Here is a 22,874-nt window from a genome sequence, read left to right as displayed (position 1 = left end):
GAGGTTATCTTGAAAAAATATTTAACTGGCATGCTAATTTTTATTTCCTTGCCGCATACGCCGGAGTTCTTTTCCTTTTTGAATGGTTCTTCAGCGGAGAGAGCCTTCCCCAAAAAAAGAAACTGGATCTTTCAGAGAATATCAGCCTTTACAAAATGATGCTTAAGAACAGGATTTTTATGCTGGGAATTTTCATCTTAGGACTGAGCTACTCCATTGTAATGTTGTTTAATATTACCGGACCTTTTATTATTGAAAATACGTTTCATTTTACCCCGGTAGTGATCGGATATTGTACATTGATCCTGGGATTTTCCTGGATGATCGGAGGTTTTATCGGGAAGCGCAGACTGACTCTTGGTTTCAGATCAAGGATTTTACAGCCTATTTTTCTCCAGCTGATCCTCATCACAGGGCTGATTATCACCAGCTATTTTGCGGAGAGCCTTTTTATTATGATTCCTTTCGCGTTTTTCATCCATATCTGCTCCGGAATTTTATTTACCTCGTTCTTTACAACAAGTATGCTTTACTTTCCTAAAAATGCAGGAACTGCCGGCGGGCTGATGGGTGGATTGGTATACGTGATCACCTCTGTAACAAGCTTTATCATTTCGGTAAGCGGAACGGTAAGTGAGCAGAAAGATCTTTCCTGGCGCTATCTGATCATCGCATGTTTTCTTTTCGGGATTATTATGATGATGCATCAGGCTGTTAAAAAAGAAAAAGCAGAGATCGGTTGATTCTCTGCTTTTTTATGTCTTATTGTATACTTTCAAGATACTTTTTCAGGATAATGGCATGGCAGTGTTCTTCATCTTTGGCTGCATACAGCAATGTAATTTTTTTATACTTCTCATAACGTTTCAGGAAATCTTTCCCAAGGTTACTTTTATGAAGTTCTTTCATATATTTTTCTGAAAATTCTTCCCATAGCCTGACGTCATGGTGAAACCAAAGCCTTAATTCTGTTGATGGCGCAATGTCTTTGTCCCATTCATCAAGATCAGCATTTTCTTTTGAAAGTCACCTTGGCCACAAACGATCTACCAGAACACGGTATCCGTCATCCGGAGACGCAGCTTCATAAACTCTTTTTAATACAATTTCAGGCATGATTACTATTTTAAATGACACTTTAAAATTCATTGTATAAACAACAGCAAAATTTATTCCTGCAAAAGTATATTCCAGCTTAATTTTTTTCCGGTTATTATTTAACATTCAATTAGTTTTAATTAAAACTAATTTTTCGTATATTTGTTAGGATAAGTTATGCTAAAAATCCATTTGTGTATGACTCTTATATAAAAAAATATGCCTGCAAAAAAGAATGATATTTCTGAACTGGCTCTGGAGCTTGGCCTGGCAATGAGTGAGATGAAAAGCCGTCTCCGGCAGAAGATCCAGACTACCGTTAATGAATATGATCCGGACTTGTCCTTTGAACTGATCGAGATTCTGGGGCTGCTTTCACGCTATAACGGAATCAACCAGCAGGAAATAGGAAATAAAGTAAGCAAAGACAAATCCAGTATTACCTATCTCATCAACAGCCTTGTAAAAAGAGATCTTGTTGAGCGGATAGCTGATAAAAACGACAGGAGAAATAAACAGGTCTTTTTAACACCGAAGGGTAAAGAGATTGTGGAAACTGTTTATCCATGGGCATTGGATCTTTATAAAAAAGCAGTTGACGGTATTGATGAGGAAGAGATCAGCAAAGCACTGTTACTGGTAAAAAAAATGACAGCAAACCTGGAATAACCAGGACCAAAACATGATACAATATGAGAACAATCCTTGTACCTGTTGATTTTACATCAACTACGGAAAATGCAGTAAGAGTTGCCGCAGACTGGGCAAAAACCTACGACTATCAAAACATTATCCTCTTAAAAACAGCAGGAGAATCTGAGTTTGACTATCTGCATATTGCAGAAGGGCATTCATTTGTGAATGAAGAAAGTGTCAACAATCTATTGCAGAAAACAGAAACATTACTTGATCAGTTAAGCAGCATTGTAACAGAAAAATCACCTGAGATTAAGGTTTCAAGAATTTTAAGTGATTGGGCTCTTACCAGAAGTATCAATGAACTTTTAAAAGATGAGCCGTCTGTAGAACTTATTATTCTGGGAAGTGACGATCAGACATCTGCCACCGAAAGTTTTGTATCTGACAATATTATAAGCATTGCAAGAACAAGTCCTGTGAAAACTTTAATTGTTCCCAACAGCTATCACTATACTCCTGCTAAAAATATCTTTATCCCTTGTGATATCAACGGAATTAAACGGTTAGAAAGATTGTTTCATCACAAATCTCTCATTCATAAGCAGGATATGCATCTGTCTTTTTTAAATATCAATACCCGCGAAAAAGAAGATGAAAACAAGAAAAAAGAGCTGGAAGACTATATCCGTGAGCATTTAACGGAAATCCCAAGCAGCATTTATTATTCTCATGATGAAAATGTAATTAATGGGATTCTGACGTTTGCAGCCACTCATGAAGCAGATCTTATTATTGCTTTGCCCGGTAAGCACAGCTTTTTATACTATCTGGCAAGCAGAAGCATTTCCGAAGGAATTTACCAGAATACCCATCAGCCCGTACTCATCCTGAAGTAACCTGGCCGGCTGAAATTAATAATAAATTTTAGAGCTTTCGATTTTAACGAGTTTCTGCTCCTGCATTTTTTTGACATATCTGATTACCGTCTCTACCCGGAGACCGGTGAGTGTCGCAATCTGTTGTCTGGTATAGGGAATAAGGAATGAATAAGCTTCTTCAAATCCAAAATATTTTTTAAGATGGTCGAAAAGTTTCACCAGCTTTACGATAGGATCTGAGATAGCCAGAAAGCTGGAGATCATATACCTGAAATGCAGCCTGTCTGCTGTATATTTACTAATTTCAAGCATTAATGCAGGTTTTTCCAGCAATATTTCAAGAAATCTGGTTTTGGGAAGCCTGATAATTTCACAGCTGGTTACCGCAACTGCGTTAACGGCGTAATGATGCCCGGTAAATAAATAACTTTCACCAAAGCAATGACCATCAAAAGGAAGCCCGTGAACAAATTCTTTTCCATCTTCCAATAAAGTATTCAGTTTCACAGTACCATATCTGATCTGGAAATAGTATTTTGCAGCGGTTCCTTCCTGAAAAATTGTTTCTCCTGCTTCATACCTTTCCAGACTGGCTCCGTGGGAAAATAATAATTCTTCGCATATGATCATCTTGCCATTATTAAATTGAGTAAAAATACTTAAAGTACAAGCAAAGTTGCAACTTAACAAATACCACAGAAAAAGTGACTTTGCTGCAACACAGCTGTTCTTTTATTATGTAGTGATTTTTTTCTTATGTTTTGTCCCCCAGTCTGCCAAAGCAGCAATGACATCTTTCAGAGATTCACTATACTCTGTAGGAACATATTCTACCAGCACAGGTTTGTGATCTGTAATTACGGTTCTTTCTACCAGATGATTAACTTCAAGTTTTTTCAATTCACTGGATAATACCCGTGCAGATATCCCCTTGATGGTACGCTGTAATTCATTGAAACGGGTGTGTCCTCCCAGAATCGCAATCATTACACGAATGGTCCATCTGCCTCCAAGAACATATAATGCATCCTCTGTAGCAGAGAGATGGTTACTGCATTGCGGCCTTGAATACACTATTTTTTCTTCTTCCATTGCCTCTGTTTTATTCTGTTACTAACCTAAATGTTATTACTAACCTTTCGGTAACTACTATCTTTTTATTAGTAAATATAGATAATTTTGGAACATCAATTTTAAAAAAAATAAAAATGAAACGAGTACTTCATATCACTTCGTGTCCGAGAAGTGAATCATCAGTCAGTAAAAAACTGGGAAATGCAGTTGTAGAGAAAATCACAGCCAAATATCCTGACCATATTTTAAAAAAACGTGATCTGGCTAATCCCCTTTTTCCTCATTTGGAAGAAGCGCATATCAATGCATTCTTTACTCCAGCTGAAAACCGGACTTCTGAACAGTCGGAAATTGTTAAGCTTTCGGATACGGTAATTGATGAACTTCAGGAGGCTGACATTATTGTTATTGAAGCCCCTCTGTACAATTTCAGTATCACTTCCACACTGAAATCATGGCTTGATCATATTGCCAGAGCGGGAAAAACATTCAGCTACAGCGAAAACGGTCCTGAAGGCCTGGTGAAAAATAAAAAAGTATACCTTGCCTTTTCAAGTGGCGGCGTATATTCTGAAGGGGAAAGACAGGCTTACGACTTCGTAATTCCTTACTTGGAAAAAACGCTTGGCTTTATGGGAATGACGGATATTTCCGTTGTCCGTGCAGAAGGACTTTCTGTTCCAGTCGTTCAGGAAACGGCCCTGCAAAAAGGGATTGAAAGTATTGTTGTAGAGTAAAAAACAAAAAATGCTGTTCCTTCGAACAGCATTTTTTGTATCAGAATTTATTATTCACGAAAGTATATAAAGAATTAAAAAAATATTTCCCTCAACATATGTAAAGACTTTTTCAATCTTTTCCCCTCATTTTTACTTTATTAAATGAAAGATTATGGAAAACAATAAACAACCCCAACTGATCAATCCTGCTGAGTTATTTAACCCTGCTCCTTATGGTTTTTCTCACAGTATTTCTGTGGAATCTCCTTCCAGAATGTGTTTTATATCCGGACAGAGTGGCGGCGCAGATGAAAATCATGTATTGGCAGATGACTTTAAAACTCAGGTTCAGGATGCTTTGAAAAATTTACAGATCGTTTTACAGAGCCATTCGATGATGTTTGATGATATTGTTAAAATTACCCTGCTTATTGTAGACCACAACCAGGAAAAACTTGAGATATGGGCAGAAGAAGCCGGGAAAGTCTGGAAATCTACATTGTTGCCAACGAGTACCCTGATTCCTGTAAGCCAGCTTGCTTTACCCGGAATGTTGTTTGAGATTGATGCAATTGCAGTGAAACAGCCATCCATCTAGAATATCTGATACAATGCTATTATAATTCTTACCTTCAGCCTTATTAATTTGAATCCTGCCTGAATATTCAATTCAGGCATTTTTTATTGATATCAAAGGCTATCATCACTGTTTTTATCTGATACCTTTAAACGGCAAGATACCACATTATTTAAAATAATTCTAAACTATGTGAAAATAAAATCTCTACAAAATACTTCCAACAAAGGGTTTGTTACAAAAAATTAAAATATTATTAATTCAAATTACGTAGAAATACTGAATCTTATCTGCCGGGATGTGATTAATTTCGGATAAACAAAAACTGATACTATGGATCGCCTGAAATACATTCAATCATTTCTGAAAAAGGGGTGATATCTGAAAATCCGGCAGCTGTAGATCAATCAGCTTGATAATCTCCTGTTAAAGGGAGTTGAAGATATTGAATCCAAATTTTTTACGAAATGAATATTATTAACAAAATTCTCAACGTCGACGATTATTATTTCGACGTGTTCATGTCTATCTCGGAAGCGCTTACCGGGTTCACAGTAAACGAACTGCAGTCAACGGGACTTGCAGAAACCTATTACACGTATGTTCTAAAAAGTCTGGAAGCAGCCACTTTCGTAGAATTCCTTACGGTTTCTAAAAATATCCTTGAAAATTCCTCCGGTGAGGAAGCATTAAAAAATGCTATTCAATCCGAAATTATTGGCAACCCTGGAATGAACGACATCGCCGGAAAAGTAATCACCATGTGGTATCTGGGAACGTGGGAAGGCGCTTATATCAATGATCTTTCTTACAAGGAAGGCCTTGTATGGAACCTGATGCATGCTCATCCGCCGGGAGCAAAACAGCCTGGCTACAAATCATGGAATATTAAACCTGTAAACACCCACTCATGAATCCAACCCATAACAAAAAAGATGTGATCATTGTAGGAACAGGGATCGCAGGATCATTAATCGCAAAGCTATTATCCGACCATGTATTTGACGTAACCAAAGGAAAAATGATCCATCGTGCAGATGCGGGAAAATCTGATAACATTCAGGAGGTTTCCATACTTATGTACGAAGCAGGCCTCGAAGCAGGTATTGAGCTGGATTCCGTGTCTTCAATGACCACTTATAATGAGTATATCCGGACTTTTTACAGAGAGGAAGCCAAAGTTCCCAACTCTCCTTATCCGAACTTAAAGCAGGCTCCTTCTCCCAACGTTTTGGATATGGAACATATTGTTCAGCCGTATCCGGATAAAAAAGGCTATCTGGTTCAGTTTGGGCCGATGCCGTTTGCCAGTGATGCGATAAGAGTAGGCGGCGGAACTACCCTTCACTGGCTGGGGACCACTCCAAGAATGCTTCCCAACGATTTCAAACTTACCGAAAAATATGGCATTACGATTCCAAAGCCGGATTCTGATGAGAAAACTCCTGTCGACTGGCCGATAAGCTATGAAGAATTAAGGCCTTATTACGAGATGGCTGAGTTTGAAATCGGGGTTTCCGGGGATGTTTCGAAACAGGAATATCCAATTGAAGAGAAAACGGAAGACTATGGAGGAAATCCCACAGAGCTATATGGATCATAAGATTATTGAGGGACTTAAAGGGACAAGTGTAAAACTAAGTTCAGGAGAAATTCATTTAATGATGGTACCTTCTCCACAGGGAAGAAATTCCGTTCCGAATCCAAAATACGGAAAAACAAAGATCATTAAAGCAGAACCAAAGGATTCAGGATATCAACTGGTTTTAGACAGCTCCGGAAAAGAAGAATACAAAGCTCTCGGTTCTGTGTGGAATCCTTACATGGGCGAACGCTGCGAAGGGAATGCGTCCTGTGTTCCGATCTGTCCTGTTCAGGCGAAGTACAATGCCTTAAAAACATTGAAAAAAGCTTTATATAAAGTTAATGATAACGATAACCTGAGCCGTAATCCATTCATGCAGATTCAGGCACAGAGTGTGGTTTACAGATTAAGCATTGATCCAAATGACAATCATAAAGTTTCAAAGGTTCATCTGAGAAGATATATCTCAAAAGAAAAAACTGATTTCGTCGAAGAATCGATTGATACGTCAGATGCCGTCGTCATTCTGGCAGCCAATGCTTTTGAAAATCCAAAGATTTTATTAAACTCCAGATACACGACTTCAGATGGTGTAAAAACAGCAGCCAACAGCAGTGATCAGGTAGGAAGAAACCTGATGGACCATATGGTAATGCTTACCTGGGGACTTTTCCCTGAGCCGGTATATCCGTACAGAGGTCCGGGCTCTACTACAAACATTTCTTCTTTCCGTGACGGAGAGTTCAGAAAGGACTTTTCTGCATGGATCTCTCCGCTTGACAACTGGGGCTGGGGCTGGCCGGCATTTTCTCCCGGTTCTGATGTGGCCTACTTTATCAAAGAAAAACAGTTTGGGGCAGAATTAAGAGAAAATCTCACCGACAGACTTTCAAAGCAGGTATTATTTCATTTTGAAATTGAACAGCTCCCGAATCCCAATAACAGGGTAACCATTAATGATGAGTATCTGGATGTCCTCGGAATTCCGCGTCCTGTCATTCATTATGAACTTACAGAGTATGAAATGAAAGCTATGGAGCAGGCAAAAGATGCTTCGGATCAGATGTTTAAAAGATTAAACATTAAGGATTTCACAAAATATACTGCGGAAGACAAAAATTCTGTGATATATAATGGAGAAAGATATTCTTACAACGGAGCCGGCCACATTGTAGGAACTCACAGAATGGCTCTAAAGCTGAAGAATCCGTAACCAACAGCTACTGCAAAACCTGGGATCACCCGAATTTATACGTCGTAGGCGCAGGAAATATGACCACACTGGGAACTTCAAATCCTACTTTAACATTATCAGCATTCACGATCCGTTCGGTAGAATCCATCCTTGCTGATCTTGAAATTCAACTTAAAAAATAACAATATGAGACAAAGACTTATCAATAAAACAGTACAACCACAGGAGACATTAACAGCAGGAAGAATGTCGGCGGCAAGAAGCGCAGCCATTATAGAACCTGTTTCATTACCTTCTTTATTATTTGATTCAACATTGAGCAAAGAAGACTGGATAGAAGGATTAAAGCACCACAGTAAAACCGTAACCCATCTTTTACTGAATGATCAGATTAAAGATTTTAATGCCTATCTGGAATCTCAGTTCGGTTCAGGAGTTTCAGAAATAAAAAAAGAGATCACAGAAATTGATTATAAACCGATTTTGCAGGACCTTTTGCAAACTGCAATTCTTATTGAACATTCTACCATTCCACCTTATCTTACAGCTTTGTATTCAATCAAAGACGGAACCAATGCTCTGGCTTCACAAATCATCAGAAGTGTTGCCGTAGAGGAAATGCTTCATCTGATTATGGTTTGTAATGTACTGAATGCCATCGACATTCAGCCTTCCGTCAACCAAAAGGAGAACTATCCTACTTATCCTATGAAATTACCCATGAATGTTGATTTTTATGTAGGTCTGGAAACATTCTCAAGCAACAGCATTGCAACATTTATCGCAATAGAAAGCCCAAGCCAACCTCTTGTAAAAGCCCCTAAATATGATTACGAAACAGAGACTTCAGAATTATACTCTCAAAGAGTGGGCATACAGGAAAAACACCTCTGGACTCTTGAAAACATGAAAGGTTTCATCATGGAAAATGTACACACCATTGGTGAGTATTATGATGTTTTATTCTTCTACATTGTTGTTTTTCAGATCATTGCTTATTACAAAACACATGGAACGTTACCAAAGAACTTCGAGGACTTAGATAAAGGAGGAATTTTCACAGGAAAGCCGGAAAAACAGATCCGTCCTGAGCAATATTATGGAAGTGGCGGAAAACTTCATTCCGTGGAAGCTTTAACTGGAGTTATTGCTGTTTTCCAGGAAATCAAAGGCCAGGGTGAGGGAGCTGATGATTCTATTTTCGATGTAGATCCTTCTCAGTTTGAAGAAGGGGTTGAACTGGCTCATTATTTCAGATTCAAAGAAGTTTTCCATGAACATTTCTATCTGGGAGAAAACTATGAGCCTTTCATGGATGAAAACGGAATGATGCCTGTAACCACACCGCCTACAGGAAAAGACCTTCCGGTAGACTGGAATGAGGCATATCCGATGAAACCTAATCCAAAGCTGGAAGATTATGTGCTAAACAAAGAACTATATGCCCAGGGTGTTGAGTTTAATAAAACCTACAGACGTCTGCTGGATGCAATACAAAGTGCTGTGGAAGGTAACCAGAGAGAGCTTGAAAAATCAATTATGTATATGTATGCTTTAAAAGAACAGGCTGTTAATCTGATGAAACAACCGTTGGATGCTCAGACTAATGCAGGGCCAACATTTAAATACACCGATCTGTAACTATAAAAACTAAATATCATGCTTAAAAGAAAAAAAGAGAGTCCTGAAGCAGGAGGAGAACAGCTGTTCCGCAGAATGCCGGGCCAAAATCAGATTAATCTGGCTCAACTCATGGATGGCTATTCCAAGCTGCTTATTGATGATCCGGTAAGGCCATTCAGAGAAGACAATCTGCAGTCCATTGAAAACAATGTAGATTACGGAATCCTTGCCGCATTGGATGGCACATGGGTAAGCTACAATGTGAACTACAATAAAGATGTTACCAGTCCTTCACTGGCAAGCGGTGTCCATACTACAATTATGCCGTCTCCGGGAACGAACCCGGGAACAATTCCCGGAAAATTCGCTTTTACCAGTGAAGAGTATATTGAGAAGCTCACCTTTTCCATTGTTCCCGGCGGTGTACGTAACCGTGGCGGTGCCAGTGAACTTTTCTGCGGAGCAGTTAAATATGAGCAAAGCATTAAAAGTGTAACTGCCGTGCAGGGGCAGGAAGCTTTAAAATACACTCCTATTCATGAAGAAAACGGAATGTATCTTTGGCTGAGCGATGTCTATAATCATGCTGCTACCAAAGAATCTATTGAAAGAGACCGTGGTATTCATGCCGTTTCAACAGAAGATGCCAAGTATGGATATACCGGCGAATACAGGGATGAGCCTTTGCTAAGGATAACACCGGACGGCGAAGCAAACCCGCAGTACATTCTTCAGAGTCAGCTGAAATCAGGACAGCCTTATTATGAAATCATTCCCGCCCAGGAAATAAAGCCGGGAGCAGGACTTGATGGTCCTTATTTTATCCCGGACTACTCTATCTCCGAAGCGGAGTAATTCCGCATGGAAGCACTATTACTTTGCTTGGAGATATCATTCCTCAGAATAAAGATAATACAACATATTATTTAATTGAAGGTTCACCACAGTTCCCTTATGGTAAAGAGGCATGGGAAACCAATCATCTTTCAATTTCGCGTACCATGGGAAATGCCGGAGTAACGCCGGAAAAAATTATTGATCTTGACAAACCGGCCCCGGAATGGGTGCATGAAACACTTAATGATGATAATGATCCTGGCTCAAACAAGATTTACACCCAGAGAATACTGGCTGATGAACTGTATCCTTATTCTGTACGGCCGGATTTAAGACTTAGAGATACGTTAAGAGGTCAGGAGGTCAGCAATTATGTCCATATAAGAATGTCTTCCAAGATGAAAACCGGAGCGCAGGGCGGAATTTTAAATGTCCCGTTTGTTAACCGTTTTGTCCCGACCGTTCAAGTGGATATGAATATGTGGATTGAAACAGTGATTGAAAATGGAAAAGAGATTCTTCAACTGCAATATGAGCAGATTGTATTTTTCGAATTTGATTTCGGAAATGACGGTGGTACCACGAGCTGGCCGCACATTCAGGTGAACACGCTCCGTAAAATAGAAGATATTCCTGAAGAGCAGAGAAAAGTAATTGAAGAGCAGTTCTTTAGTACCGGAGTAAATGCCGGTGCAGCTTCCGGCTGTCCTTACCATAAAGGATAGACTACCATAAGTATCAAATAAAAAAAGGGACAATAGTTTGTCCCTTTTTTATGTTCTTTATGATAGATTAAAGATTATCGTGGGCTTGCGCTACCATGAAAGATATTGCCTTTTTAATTTTTTCCCGTCCTTCAGGAGTATTGGTATCTATACCACAGAAAATACTTCCGTTCAGAGACGAAAACATATTCAGGTAATACAATCCTGAAACCATGATAGCCATAATAGAACGATAGATATCCATTTTATCTTTGAAACGTGATTCCATCAATAGTTTGAAGATATATTCTCCGTTTTCCTCCTGAGTGTCAATCAGTTTTTTTAATGATTTCCGGGGCTCAGAGATAGTCCACAACAATAGTTTCTGGGCTTCTTTATTGGCATATACGTAATCAAACTGGGAAAGCAGCATATGCTCGATAAACTCTCTGCCTCCATCTTCAAGATTCGGTTTCATCTTTTCCACTTCCTCGCTGGTTACCTTTACCCAAAAATCCTGTGTTCTGACATATTCGTCCATAAGGCCGTCCATTCCGCCAAAATAGGTATAGATCATTTTTTTATCTACCCCTGCAGTAGCAGCGATATCATTAATCTTCAACCCTGCATGTCCTTTAGTTTTCAGTATTTTCCCAACGGCATCTAAAAACTTTTTCTTACTTCGTTCTTTGTTTCTGATACTACCTGATGCTGACTTTCTTTCCATGACTAAACATTCAATATACAAGTTTAAGAATTTTTTTTATTATTTTAGACACCACACAGTGTCTAATATCATCAGTTTGTCTATATTTGCAAAAACTGATACCATTGAACAGACAGGACCACTGTCAGATTTGAAAAATAAAACTATTCAGATTGTATTGTTAGTTCCCTCAGCTTAAAATGTTTCTGTCATCAGCAAATGAGGAAAAAAGACAAAAACAGGATTATTCTTTCATAGTGGTTTGTCTTAATTCTGAAAATGTTTTTGATATAAAATAAAATATTTTTGTATAGATATTTCTTATTTGACAACACTGAGGTAAGTATAAAAATTACTTCTGTAATTGGATAAAACCAAACCTGTTTTGTTCATCAAAGTAAGAATTAATTTACAACAATAAAATTATTACACTGAAAATCAATACATTAAATAAAAACAATAAAATTTTTATTATTTTACACACTTAGTAGTGTCTTATTTTATATATTTGTAGAAACTAATACCATCTATATATTTAAAACACTATCAGGTTGAAAAATAAAACAAGTCACATTGTATTATTGAGTTCCCTTACTTAAGAACATTTCGAAATGAAACGACTAAGGTAGAAACGCAACTTTATAGACAGACCATTAGATTTCTAATGTTTTGTTTTTTTATCAGAACCCTGCAAATGTTCGTAAGTACGATGCAGCAGAAATGAGATTGCTGTTTTGATTTTATCTCTTCCATTAATGGTATTGACATCTATTCCACAGAAAATACTCCCATTCATCGCAGCATACATATTCAGGTAATACAATCCTGAAACCAAAATGGCAAGGATAGAACGTACATCTTCAGTTTTATCCTTAAAATAGGGATCCATCAACATTGTAAAAATATATTCTCCGTTTTCCTCCTGGGCATCGTTGAGTTTTTTTAAAGATTTCCGGGATTCGGATAAGCACCATAAAAGTAATTTTTGTGCCTCTTTATTAGTGTGCACATAATCAAATTTTGCCGGAAGCATTTTTTCCATGAAAGATTTTCCTCCGTCATCTAATTGCAGCCATATTTTTTCAACTTCTTCAGTGGCTGCTTTACTCCAGTAATCCTGCGACAGGAGATATTCATCAATCAAACCATCCAGACCCCCAAAATAAGAATAGATCATTTTCTTATCTATTCCGGCTATTGCAGCAATATTACTTACTTTCAAGGCGGTATATCCTTTTGTTCTCAGTATTTTCCCTACTGCATCCAGGAACTTTTTTTTACTACGTTCTTTGTTCCGAATGCTTCCTGCTACTGACTTTCTTTCCATGGCAAACTTTCAATCGTACAAGTTTATGAATTTTTTTTCACTTTAGACACTTTTTAGTGTCTAAATGTATATATTTGCAAAAACTAATAACCATTTTTATTTAAACGGATAATCAAAGTTGTGAGGTTGATTGAGATCAGATTGTACCGTTAGTTCCCTCAGTTAAAGTATTTTAATATTCAATAACTGAGGTAAAACATTACTCAGACAGCATTATTATCATTGTAATGGTGCTGTCTTTTATTAAAGATATTTTTAACAGTTATGAATATTCTGCAAGATATTGTAGCTGATCATTTGATAAGATATGACTTTTCTGATTTTTAAATGTATGTAAAGTCGCTGTATGAAAGGGTTTTTACCTGCCACTTTAAAAATTTAACATTTTTTTTTTCAATTTTTTTAATTTAGACACTACATAGTGTCTTATTTTGTATATTTGCTTCAAACTAATAACCATTTTATATAGAACACTATGTGGATGGAAAATAAAAATTTCGAAAAATGCAACTAAGGTAAAAGCACAATGCAACAGTATCATTAGCTCTTTAGTGATACTGTTTTTAATTTTAGTTCTGATTTTTGATTTAATCTGTAGAAAATTGTTACCGACGGTACGGTATCAAAATAGTTGATATGAAGAGAGACTGTCCGAGGACAGTCTCATTTTTATAAAGTTTAAGCTATTCTAACCTTTTGCTTTTTCGTCTGTGAAAAACTGAAACCCCTCTTTCTTCTCAATAAGCTGTAACGGATATAGAGACGGATTGTATTCACCGTTCAGTACTTCATTCAATGCATGCTTTTTGGATTCACCAAATGCAATTACTAGAATATTTTCTGCTTTGTTGATGACAGGTGCTGTCAAAGTAATCCTGAACATTTCCTGCGGCTTAAGATAATAAGCAGAGACCCACTTTTCTTTTTCTTCCAAAACGGCCTCTCCGGGGAAAAGAGAAGCTGTATGTCCATCATCTCCCATTCCTAAAAGGATAAAATCAAAAGTTCCCTCATTACCAAGAACATTCCTGATCTGCTGTTCGTAGGTTTCCGCATAGTCTTCGGGACTGATTCCTTCAGCATACATAGGAAATACATGATTTTTATCTACAGAAACCTGACTGAGAAGAGTTTCATCTGTCATACGGAAATTGCTCTTATCATCATGTAAAGGAACCCAACGTTCATCAACCCAAAAAAAGTAGATTTTATTCCACTCAATCTGATCTTTATATTCCGGTGTTGCAAGTAGTTTGAAAATGGCTTTGGGAGAAGATCCTCCGCTCAATGCCACCACAAAACTACCCTTTTTCTGAATAGATTTTTTTGAAAGGTCAACAAATGCATCTGCTGCCTTCGTGTACAGTTTTTCGAGATCGTCAAATACTGTAATATTCATTTTTTGTCTGTTTAAATTTATATTGTTTATACCCAGCTGTGCCCCTGTCTTTCAACCAAAGCATTAACATCCTCAGGTCCCCAGCTTCCGGCTTTATAGTTCGGGAAAGATAAGTCTTTATTATTCTCCCAGGCTTCCTGTATAGTGGTAACAACATCCCAGGCTTCTTCTACCTGATCGGAACGCATAAATAAGGTAAGATCTCCTAAAAGTGCATCCTGTAAAAGCGTTTCGTAGGCTTCCGGAGTATCTTCCTGGCATGCAAAATTATCAAAAATCATTTCTGCCGGTTTCAAATCCAATGTCAGCCCCGGTTTTTTCGTCATAAACTGCAACCTGATATCCATCATAGGCTGAATATTAATGATCAGCCTGTTCGCTGATAAATGGTGCGGACTGTCTGAGAATGTGGAATGAGGAAGCGGCTTAAACTGAATCGTAATGTAGGAATGCTTTTCTTTCATTTTTTTCCCGGTACGAACATAAAAAGGTACATTCTGCCATCTTTCATTATCCAGATAGAATTTTATTGCGGCAAAGGTTTCTGTGTTTGAATCTCCTGCAATACCATCCTCCTGGCGGTATCCTTTTACTTCAACACCGTTTATTGTTGCTTTTCCATACTGCCCTCTTACAGCATAGTGATCAACCTGGTCGGGTGATATTCTACGGATTGATTTCAGCACATCTACCTTACGATCCCTGATCTCACCAGACTGCAATGAAGCCGGCGGTTCCATAGCGATCATACAAAGAATCTGCAAAAGGTGGTTCTGAATCATGTCTCTTAATGCTCCTGTCTGTTCGTAGAAAGCACCTCTGGTTTCCACTCCTACTTCTTCGGCTACCGTAATCTGTACAGACTCTATATATTTATGATCCCATAAAGGCTCAAAAATTGAATTTCCAAATCTGAACGCCAATATATTCTGCACCGTTTCTTTTCCCAGATAATGATCGATACGATAGATCTGCTCTTCTTCAAAAGTTTTTGCCAAAAGACTGTTCAGTTCAATTGCTGACTGTTTATTGTGGCCAAATGGCTTCTCAATAATAATGCGGTCTTTTTTCGGATCGGAAGCTAACGATGTGGTCTTAATATGATTGGAAATCGTAGAGATAAAATTAGGTCCGATTGAGAGATAGAATAACCTGTTTGCTCTCATCCCGTAAACGGAATCAAAATCCTGCAGTTTTTGCTGCAGATTCTGATAGGAGCTTTCTTCATCCAGCTGATGCTGAAAGTAAGTAATGTGAGCCTGAAAACCTGCCCAGTCTTCAGAAGTTACTTTTTTTCTGGAGAAACTCTCAAGGTTTTCCTTGATGTAATTTCTAAAAAGTTCATTGGTATTTTCTGCTCTTCCCAGTGCTATAATATTAAAGCCTTTGGGCATTCTCCCATCGATATACAGATTATAAAATGCCGGAAAAAGTTTTCTTTTTGCCAGATCGCCCGTCGCACCAAAAATAACAATATTTGTTGGCTGCAAGACTTTGTGTTGATTCATTTTTTCCGAATTTTAATTGTTTGAACTTTGCCAAGAAGTATGGAAAACTCCTTCCCTGTCAATACGTTGATAGGTATGAGCTCCGAAATAATCACGCTGAGCCTGGATCAGATTCACAGGAAGAGATTTTGTGGTATAGGCATCAAAATATCCTAAGGCTGTCTGGATTCCCAGGCTGGAAATTCCGTTTGCTACAGCATATCCGGCAGTTTTTCTTAAAGCTTTGATTTTTGATTTTACAAGTCCTGAAATTTCTTTATCAAGCAGAATGTTGGAAAGATTAGGATCTTGAGTATATGCAGAATAGAATTTTTCCAGCAGCACAGAGCGGATAATACATCCTCCTCGCCAGATTTTCACAACATCTTTTAACGGAATTTCAAAACCATATTCTTCAGATGCTTTTACCAGTAAAGATAAACCTTGTGCATAGCTGATTAATGTAGAAAGGAAAAGAGCATCGCCTACTTCTTTAATAAACTGTTCTGTATCCTCAGGTTTTGTAATTTCTTTTTCGGAGTATATTTCAGAAGCCTGAACTCTTTCTTCTTTATATGCTGATAAAATTCTTGATGTTACCGCTATATCAATGGTAGGAATAGAAACCCCAATTTCCATAGCCTGCTCAGAAGTCCATTTTCCTGTTCCTTTTGCGCCAGCCTTATCTAAAATCTGATCTACAAGGTAATTATCTGTGAATGTATCTTTCTGTGTGAAAATATCTCTGGTAATTTCAATAAGGAATGAGTTCATTTCGCCGTTATTCCATTCTTTGAAAACCTGATACAGCTGATCATTATTTAAGCCTGCTCCTCTTTTAAGAAGATCATACGCTTCACTGATAAGCTGCATGATTGCATATTCAATACCATTGTGGACCATTTTTACGTAGTTTCCGGCTGATCCTTTTCCCATGTAGGCTGTACATGCTTCGTTATCAACTTTTGCTGCGATGGCCTCCAGCATTGGCTTCAGAAGTTTAAATGCTTCAGGATCGCCTCCGGGCATTATGCTTGGACCTGTTCTGGCTCCTTTTTCACCCCCTGAAACTCCCATTCCCATAAAATGCAGCTTTTTGGATGCCAGATCAGCAACCCGTCTGTTGGTGTCTTCAAAATAAGAATTTCCTGCATCAATGACAATGTCACCTTCAGTTAAAAGCGGGGTAATGTTTCCCAGCACTGCATCTACAGGTTTGCCTGCAGGAACCATAAGAATGATTTTTCTCGGGACTTCCAGCGCTGATACGAAATCTTCCAAAGTGCCTGTACCTCTTACTTTCATTCCTGAAGCAGCTCCTTCTTCCAGTTCTTTAACTTTCTCCTGATCAAGGTCGAATCCTGCGATTGAGAACCCGTTGTCAGCGATATTATAAAGCAGATTCCGCCCCATTACTCCAAGGCCAACCATTCCATAACTATATCTTTCCATTATATTGGTATTAATATGAATTTTGTTATACAGAGAATAAAATTACGCAAATGACTATAAGGAAAAAAATAAAAGAAAAGAAAAAGTTTTCAATACTTTCATTTATGCCCTCTAATATTCACATTTTCATATGATTTTGAGTTTACAGAATAAAATTCAATCATTAATATGGGAATGATCTATTAAAACAGTCTGTTTTTTGGCATAATTAAACTTATATTTGCCAAAATTTATAAAGTAATGAACTATAAACTTGAACTCAACACTCAGGAGCCTAATTCTAAAATCGTTTTTAATAACATCATATTTGATTCGTTCAAGATTAATATAGTTGAAAGATATATCGGTTCCATGAAGGCTCGTCCTACATTATGTGAAGTTTTGTTTAAAGTAAGAACTTTGGATGATGTATTGATTAACAGAAAAGATGGTAATATAAGAGTAAAGGTAAAAGGTGATGATTTTGAAACCTATCAGAAATTATCCCGAGATCTGAATTCTTATGAATACAAAAACAAACTGATTAACAGAAAAGAGGTAGAACAGAATTATGTTCATTTCATCCTGAGTTTAGTGATCGCAAATTATCAGCTTAATTAAGCTGTTCTGGTATTCTCCTTCTGTATTTTTGCAGAAGGAGAACTCTTAGGAAAGAGTGTATAAAAAAACATTTGTGTTTTACAATACCTTCAGACTATAATCAAACTATTCTTTATTGCTTTGATTATATTTTCGTTCTGATTCTTTCAAATTATTTGCTTATCTGTAATGCACCGCAATGCATCCACATTTCAACCATAAGCAATTGATTCTAGCTCATTTAGATTGCCTTATTTTATTTCAACAGTTTTGAAAACCATACATAAATATCCATATCACCAGGAATATTCAGCTTTTTCCTTAGATTATACTTTTTGGTCTGTACCGTTCTTACTGAAGTAAAGGTGTATTCTGCTATTTCCTTTGTTGAAAAATTCAGGTAAATATAGGCGCAGAATCTTATTTCCGAAATTTTTAAAGGAGACACTTTAAGCAGTTCTTCTGAAAAGCGTGGACAGTACTCATTAAAGCGGGTTAAAAATTCAGGATTATTATCCTTGGCCAGTTGTATAACTTCTTTAAAAATACTCTCCTGAGCAGGCGACTGATGAGGTATATCAAGCTTATCCAGATTCCTGCTTTTATGTTTCCTGTAATAATAAAGGAAAAGAAAAATAAAAAGAATACATACAGCAATACTCACTGACGAGATAAAGAAGAGTCTTTTTGTTTCTTTCTGTCATTATTTTCTAATTCACTCTGCCAGTCTACAGTATCATTCAACGTTTGATTTTGTTCACGGTTTACGGCTTCAATATCCACCAGCCATTTAGAATAGTAGCCAATACTGTCTTTTTGACCAATACTCTTATATAGAGCATTAAGCTCATCTCCCACCGCAATTTGATAATTTTCGCTTTTATAATAATTTTTAGCAATATTTTTAGCAATCCATAAATAATGCTGCGCCTGTTCAACATTCTTAACCGCTCTAAAATAGCTTCCGGCATACAGAGACGTAATATACTTCAGGCCAATATCATCTGCTTTTTTTTCATTCTGAATGGCTTCGTCTATATAAATCTTTGCAGAATTAAGTTTATTAACATTGATATATGCACCTCCCAGATAAGCTGAAGTCTTATAGCTGTTACATAATCTGTTTTTATCTATACGGTAGCGCTTATCTTTATTTTCTCTGTATATCTTTGAAAATTTGTAAGCTGTTTTGCTGTATTTCAATGAAAGCTCTTTACTGGTATCGACATATTTGTCGGCATACTGCCTGTTAATGAGATAAATAAAATAAGCATTGCCTGTCGTCATTACTTCATCATAGATCTCATCCAATTGTTTAAAAGAAGCAACTCTTTCACCCAATTTCCGGTACAAAAAAGATTTTTGCATATGGAGATAAAAAATGACTTCAAAGTCGGTATCAGAATTGATGAGGTTTTCTTTTTCTACTTTATTGATATAATAAAAAGACTTTTTTGTATCATTCATCTTATCATAGATATTGGCAATTTTAAGATACCCTAATGCGACACAATCATTGTAGGAGTCTTTTTTGCAAACTTTGATAAGACTGTCAATTTTTTCTATTTCTCCAGGTCCCGCAGCAGAAAAATCTATATCAAACAACACATTTTTTAAGTCTTCTTCTGTACGCTGTGAAAAGAAAAAGGAGGAGATTAAAAAGAATAAAACAGGTAGTTTTTTCATCATAATATTATCAAAATAAAAAATGCAATATTAATACTACATCATGACCATATCACCTGAAGTACATACGTATTACATACACAATATAGGAAAACAGTAAAATAACACCATCTATATTACAAAATTAGCAATTACTTTTGAATACCCGGATATTAAAAAATACAATATCTGTATACAACATTTAACTTCATATTCTGATAAAAGCAATAATTTAATCATCGTTTGTGTTTCGTACCTGTAGTATAAGTGGTTGTCTGCAGGTACCTTTTTTAAATTCAATTCAACAAAATTAATATATGATAAAAAAACTACTCTTTCTTATATGTACTGGCTTTTCAATTTTATCGTTTTGCCAAACCGATGAGGTGTTGTTTATTGGAAACAGTGTTACCTATTTTAATGACATGCCTGAGATTTTCAAAAATATAGCAATTTCAAAAGGAAAAAATGTTTCTGTAACAACCCATACTCCCGGAGGAACAGGGTTTGTCAATCACGTAGATGATCCGTCGCTGTATCAGAAAATAAGATCTAAAAACTACAAATATGTTGTTATGCAGCCCGGAACTGCAGAATCTGCAGGTCATTCTTACCCTGTTTCCGTAACAGCTGAGCGCGGCCGTAAGATCAGGGATTCTATCCGGAAGTACAGCCCGTGTTCCAAAATATTTCTTTATGAAATTCCTTACGGAGTACCATCTGCAAATGAATACAATGTTTATTTCAATTTCCAGCAGAAAATAAAAGATTCTATCACTAAGATGTCTAATCTTATGCAGGTAGAAATGGTACCCGCCGGTGAATCGGCAAGGCAATATTACAGTTCATCGCAGGATCTTGCCCTGCACGGATCGTATAATGATATTCATCCGGGACCCAAAGGAAGCTATCTTGTAGCAGCTTCTATGTATTCCGCCATTTTCCAGGACCATGTCTTTCCATCCAATTTTTATAACGGACTGTCTCAAAATATTGCTGAAAATTTTCAGAACATTGCTGATCAGGTCTTTTTTAATAATCCGGCGCAATGGAACAGTAATGTGTTTCACCTTCATTCGGATTTTATAGCGGGAATCAATGGAATGACAGTGAATTTTACCAATCAATCAGCAAATTACAATTCAGTATTGTGGAATTTCGGAGATGGCACCACTGATTCATCATTGAATCCGATACATCAATATACCTCTCCCGGAAATTACACCGTAACACTTACTGCTAATAAAAATTCCTGTTCAGAAACCTTCAGTAAAATAATTAATGTAGGTTCTCTGGGAACTATGGATACTAAGGTACAGCCAGAACTTATATTTTATCCAAATCCTGTTACGGATTTCTGTTACCTCAAAAGTAAAGACCAAATAAAGGATATCACTGTTTATGATATGGCTCAAAGAAAACTTTCCGACTGGAAAAACCTTTATGTCCATGATATAAAACTAAATTTATCAACGTATGGTAAAGGGGTTTACATGATCAGTATTGTGTATGAAAATGACCGTACAGAAAACATTAAGACTATTGTTAAATAAATAAAAAGCAGAAGTCCGGTAGTTTCTGCTTTTACGTCAACTCATCATAGATTATTTCTTTTTTAATGTCTGCAAAATTTTCAATGCATTATGAGATTTAAAGCTAATGTGAGGTAAATAATGAATAAACAATTTCCATCTAAAAGTTTTCAATCGCCAGCTATCAGGGGAATTGAACAAAACTTTTAAATCCATCTTTAAAAAATAAATCAAATAAAATTTGCTTTTATGACCAATCGGTCATATATTTGCATCATTATTTCATAGCATCATGGCAAAAGGTGAAGAAACCAGACAGTTCATTATAGAAAAGGCAGCTCCCATTTTTAACACAAAAGGAATTGCAGCTACTTCTATGAGTGATATTATGGAAGCCACCAAGCTGTCCAAGGGCAGTATGTATGTCCATTTTGAAAATAAAGAAGTACTGGCCTGTGCAGCTGTTGAGCATAATATGCAAATGCTGAATGATCGGCTACAAAAAGCTTTAAGCAGATTCAAAACTTCAAGGGAACAATTATTGGCATATATTGATTTTTTCAGTGATCCCAATCATCCACCGGTTGTTGGAGGCTGTCCTTTGTTAAACTTTGGAACTGAAGCTGATGATACAAATCCTGTTGTAAAAGAAAAAGTAAACCGTGGAATTAAGCAGGCGGAAAAATTACTTTCCGGTATTATAGAAAAAGGAATTGCCAACAAAGAATTCAGAGCAGACTGGAATGCATCGGTCTTTGCCACAGTAGTGTTCGCAATGCTTGAAGGTGGACACTTAATGTCAAGAATGTCCGGCAATAACGATACAATGAAAACCATCGGAAACAGCCTGAAAAAAATTATAGAGGAAAACACAGTATAATTTTTTTTGTCAAAAAAATGACCGATCGGTCACATAAATTAAAATAAAGCTTTATAGAAAAGCATAATCATAACAATTAAATAAACAAAACAATGTCAAAAACAGTTTTAATTACAGGAGCATCAAAAGGTTTCGGGAAAACATGGGCAGAGGCTTTTTTAGCAAAAGGTTACAAAGTAGCGGTAACAGCCAGAAATGTAGAAACACTTCAGGATCTGAAAGAGAAATATGGAGATTCCGTATTACCTTTATCTTTAGATGTAGACAAAAGAAAGCAATCATTAGCGGTAGTTCAGAAGGTACAACAGCACTTTGGCACCATTGATATCCTGATCAACAATGCGGGATATGCATTAACAGGAGCTGTAGAGGAAACCAGCGAGCAGGAAGCCAGAGCACAGTTTGAAACAAATTTCTTTGGAACTTTATGGCTTACGCAGGCAGTGCTTCCCATAATGAGAAATCAGAAAAGCGGGCACATCATTCAGGTTTCTTCTATTTTAGGATTGGCTACCTTACCAACCATGGGGCTTTATAATGCTTCTAAGTTTGCATTGGAAGGCTTGAGTGAAACTTTAGCAACAGAAGTAAAAGGATTCGGTATCAATGTGACTTTGGTAGAGCCAAACGGATACGCTTCCAATATCTGGCATACAGGAATTAACACTGAGAGTAACCCTGTTTATGATGATGTTAAAAAAGCATTCTCAGAAGCAGAAACATCTTTCGGAAATGTAGAAGCTACAGCTCCGGCACTGATAAAACTGGCAGAAACTGAAAATCCGCCGTTGCGTCTGTTGCTTGGAAAAGTGGCACTGCCATTTGTAAAACACAATTACGAGCAGCGATTAAAAGTCTGGGAAGAATGGAACGACGTATCCGTTGAAGCTCACGGATAATCCTCCAAAGAATACAGCC

Annotated in this window: 25 protein-coding genes and 1 pseudogene; 16 read left to right on the top strand and 10 right to left on the bottom strand. The window is 37.0% G+C overall.

From position 1 onward, the window contains the following. On the top strand, nucleotides 1–743 hold a 743-nt coding region (locus tag ACE3RB_RS04135; protein WP_374463043.1), incomplete at its 5' end, for an MFS transporter. Nucleotides 744–762: 19 nt separating this feature from the next. Here ACE3RB_RS04135 and ACE3RB_RS04130 read toward each other — a convergent pair. Beyond that, a pseudogene (locus ACE3RB_RS04130) lies at nucleotides 763–1,116 on the bottom strand (DUF488 domain-containing protein). A 201-nt stretch (nucleotides 1,117–1,317) separates the two neighbouring features. Here ACE3RB_RS04130 and ACE3RB_RS04125 point away from each other — a divergent pair. Continuing rightward, nucleotides 1,318–1,767, top strand: a complete 450-nt coding sequence (locus ACE3RB_RS04125; RefSeq protein WP_374463042.1) for a MarR family winged helix-turn-helix transcriptional regulator — start codon at nucleotides 1,318–1,320, stop codon at nucleotides 1,765–1,767. Between the two features lie 23 nt (nucleotides 1,768–1,790). Continuing rightward, entirely contained in the window at nucleotides 1,791–2,633 is an 843-nt protein-coding gene (locus ACE3RB_RS04120; RefSeq protein WP_374463041.1) for a universal stress protein, read from the top strand. Between the two features lie 15 nt (nucleotides 2,634–2,648). Here ACE3RB_RS04120 and ACE3RB_RS04115 read toward each other — a convergent pair whose 3' ends face one another. Both ACE3RB_RS04115 and ACE3RB_RS04110 read right to left on the bottom strand, forming a co-directional pair. Then, nucleotides 2,649–3,245 carry a Crp/Fnr family transcriptional regulator gene (locus ACE3RB_RS04115; RefSeq protein ID WP_374463040.1) on the bottom strand — a complete coding sequence of 199 codons (597 nt, stop codon included), beginning with the start codon at nucleotides 3,243–3,245 and terminating at the stop codon, nucleotides 2,649–2,651. A 105-nt stretch (nucleotides 3,246–3,350) separates the two neighbouring features. Continuing rightward, nucleotides 3,351–3,707: a helix-turn-helix domain-containing protein gene (locus tag ACE3RB_RS04110; RefSeq protein ID WP_232719900.1), complete on the bottom strand. Its 357-nt coding sequence runs from the start codon at nucleotides 3,705–3,707 to the stop codon at nucleotides 3,351–3,353. Between the two features lie 116 nt (nucleotides 3,708–3,823). Between ACE3RB_RS04110 and ACE3RB_RS04105 the strand changes: the two genes are divergently transcribed. The 9 genes from ACE3RB_RS04105 (at nucleotide 3,824) to ACE3RB_RS04065 (ending at nucleotide 10,950) form a co-directional block, all read left to right on the top strand. Next, a complete protein-coding gene (locus ACE3RB_RS04105; RefSeq protein ID WP_374463039.1) occupies nucleotides 3,824–4,426 on the top strand; it encodes an FMN-dependent NADH-azoreductase in 603 nt (200 codons plus the stop codon). Nucleotides 4,427–4,580: 154 nt separating this feature from the next. Then, nucleotides 4,581–5,006 carry a RidA family protein gene (locus tag ACE3RB_RS04100; protein WP_374463038.1) on the top strand — a complete coding sequence of 142 codons (426 nt, stop codon included), beginning with the start codon at nucleotides 4,581–4,583 and terminating at the stop codon, nucleotides 5,004–5,006. Nucleotides 5,007–5,452: 446 nt separating this feature from the next. Next, the gene (locus ACE3RB_RS04095; RefSeq protein ID WP_374463037.1) at nucleotides 5,453–5,899 is read left to right on the top strand and encodes a hypothetical protein; all 447 of its coding nucleotides are present in this window, start codon (nucleotides 5,453–5,455) and stop codon (nucleotides 5,897–5,899) included. Further along, nucleotides 5,896–6,588: a hypothetical protein gene (locus ACE3RB_RS04090; protein WP_374463036.1), complete on the top strand. Its 693-nt coding sequence runs from the start codon at nucleotides 5,896–5,898 to the stop codon at nucleotides 6,586–6,588. Before ACE3RB_RS04095 ends, ACE3RB_RS04090 begins: the two co-directional genes overlap by 4 nt. After that, nucleotides 6,554–7,783, top strand: coding sequence for a hypothetical protein (locus ACE3RB_RS04085; RefSeq protein WP_374463035.1), 1,230 nt, complete (start codon nucleotides 6,554–6,556; stop codon nucleotides 7,781–7,783). Before ACE3RB_RS04090 ends, ACE3RB_RS04085 begins: the two co-directional genes overlap by 35 nt. Further along, nucleotides 7,714–7,947 (top strand): GMC oxidoreductase, encoded by a 234-nt coding sequence (locus ACE3RB_RS04080; RefSeq protein ID WP_374463080.1) that lies wholly within the window; start codon nucleotides 7,714–7,716, stop codon nucleotides 7,945–7,947. Before ACE3RB_RS04085 ends, ACE3RB_RS04080 begins: the two co-directional genes overlap by 70 nt. Nucleotides 7,948–7,951: 4 nt before the next feature. Then, nucleotides 7,952–9,406 carry a ferritin-like protein gene (locus ACE3RB_RS04075; protein ID WP_374463034.1) on the top strand — a complete coding sequence of 485 codons (1,455 nt, stop codon included), beginning with the start codon at nucleotides 7,952–7,954 and terminating at the stop codon, nucleotides 9,404–9,406. A gap of 18 nt (nucleotides 9,407–9,424) precedes the next feature. Continuing rightward, complete coding sequence (locus ACE3RB_RS04070) at nucleotides 9,425–10,243, top strand: hypothetical protein (protein ID WP_374463033.1); 819 nt, start codon at nucleotides 9,425–9,427, stop codon at nucleotides 10,241–10,243. Nucleotides 10,244–10,266: 23 nt separating this feature from the next. After that, nucleotides 10,267–10,950 (top strand): peroxidase, FMP-type, encoded by a 684-nt coding sequence (locus tag ACE3RB_RS04065; RefSeq protein ID WP_374463032.1) that lies wholly within the window; start codon nucleotides 10,267–10,269, stop codon nucleotides 10,948–10,950. Nucleotides 10,951–11,017: 67 nt separating this feature from the next. Here ACE3RB_RS04065 and ACE3RB_RS04060 read toward each other — a convergent pair whose 3' ends face one another. From ACE3RB_RS04060 to gndA, 5 genes are all read right to left on the bottom strand, one after another. After that, the gene (locus ACE3RB_RS04060) at nucleotides 11,018–11,656 is read right to left on the bottom strand and encodes a TetR/AcrR family transcriptional regulator (RefSeq protein ID WP_374463031.1); all 639 of its coding nucleotides are present in this window, start codon (nucleotides 11,654–11,656) and stop codon (nucleotides 11,018–11,020) included. 640 nt (nucleotides 11,657–12,296) lie between these two features. Next, the gene (locus tag ACE3RB_RS04055) at nucleotides 12,297–12,962 is read right to left on the bottom strand and encodes a TetR/AcrR family transcriptional regulator (RefSeq protein WP_374463029.1); all 666 of its coding nucleotides are present in this window, start codon (nucleotides 12,960–12,962) and stop codon (nucleotides 12,297–12,299) included. Between the two features lie 688 nt (nucleotides 12,963–13,650). Continuing rightward, nucleotides 13,651–14,361, bottom strand: a complete 711-nt coding sequence (gene pgl, locus ACE3RB_RS04050; RefSeq protein ID WP_374463028.1) for a 6-phosphogluconolactonase — start codon at nucleotides 14,359–14,361, stop codon at nucleotides 13,651–13,653. 26 nt (nucleotides 14,362–14,387) lie between these two features. Next, nucleotides 14,388–15,869, bottom strand: coding sequence for a glucose-6-phosphate dehydrogenase (gene zwf / locus ACE3RB_RS04045; protein WP_002978836.1), 1,482 nt, complete (start codon nucleotides 15,867–15,869; stop codon nucleotides 14,388–14,390). Nucleotides 15,870–15,881: 12 nt separating this feature from the next. Further along, nucleotides 15,882–17,300, bottom strand: a complete 1,419-nt coding sequence (gene gndA / locus ACE3RB_RS04040; RefSeq protein ID WP_374463027.1) for an NADP-dependent phosphogluconate dehydrogenase — start codon at nucleotides 17,298–17,300, stop codon at nucleotides 15,882–15,884. Nucleotides 17,301–17,540: 240 nt separating this feature from the next. Between gndA and ACE3RB_RS04035 the strand changes: the two genes are divergently transcribed. Then, nucleotides 17,541–17,900, top strand: coding sequence for a hypothetical protein (locus ACE3RB_RS04035; RefSeq protein ID WP_002978832.1), 360 nt, complete (start codon nucleotides 17,541–17,543; stop codon nucleotides 17,898–17,900). 235 nt (nucleotides 17,901–18,135) lie between these two features. Here ACE3RB_RS04035 and ACE3RB_RS04030 read toward each other — a convergent pair whose 3' ends face one another. After that, on the bottom strand, nucleotides 18,136–18,543 hold the full coding sequence (locus ACE3RB_RS04030) for a helix-turn-helix transcriptional regulator (protein ID WP_374463026.1): 408 nt from the start codon (nucleotides 18,541–18,543) through the stop codon (nucleotides 18,136–18,138). Next, nucleotides 18,540–19,568, bottom strand: a complete 1,029-nt coding sequence (locus ACE3RB_RS04025; protein ID WP_374463025.1) for a hypothetical protein — start codon at nucleotides 19,566–19,568, stop codon at nucleotides 18,540–18,542. The genes ACE3RB_RS04030 and ACE3RB_RS04025 overlap by 4 nt, the downstream gene beginning before the upstream one ends. Before the next feature lie 362 nt (nucleotides 19,569–19,930). Between ACE3RB_RS04025 and ACE3RB_RS04020 the strand changes: the two genes are divergently transcribed. The 3 genes from ACE3RB_RS04020 to ACE3RB_RS04010 all read left to right on the top strand — a co-directional run bounded on the left by ACE3RB_RS04020 (nucleotide 19,931) and on the right by ACE3RB_RS04010 (nucleotide 22,855). Further along, on the top strand, nucleotides 19,931–21,097 hold the full coding sequence (locus ACE3RB_RS04020; RefSeq protein ID WP_374463023.1) for a PKD domain-containing protein: 1,167 nt from the start codon (nucleotides 19,931–19,933) through the stop codon (nucleotides 21,095–21,097). A gap of 271 nt (nucleotides 21,098–21,368) precedes the next feature. After that, nucleotides 21,369–21,956 carry a TetR/AcrR family transcriptional regulator gene (locus ACE3RB_RS04015; protein WP_374463022.1) on the top strand — a complete coding sequence of 196 codons (588 nt, stop codon included), beginning with the start codon at nucleotides 21,369–21,371 and terminating at the stop codon, nucleotides 21,954–21,956. A gap of 92 nt (nucleotides 21,957–22,048) precedes the next feature. Beyond that, the gene (locus ACE3RB_RS04010) at nucleotides 22,049–22,855 is read left to right on the top strand and encodes an SDR family NAD(P)-dependent oxidoreductase (protein ID WP_374463021.1); all 807 of its coding nucleotides are present in this window, start codon (nucleotides 22,049–22,051) and stop codon (nucleotides 22,853–22,855) included. Nucleotides 22,856–22,874: the final 19 nt, after the last annotated feature.

Origin of the sequence: Chryseobacterium sp. (assembly GCF_041914225.1) — a bacterium.
Classification (GTDB): domain Bacteria; phylum Bacteroidota; class Bacteroidia; order Flavobacteriales; family Weeksellaceae; genus Chryseobacterium.
Note: the sequence above shows the minus strand (reverse complement) of the source record. Positions and strands in the feature narration are given on the sequence as shown.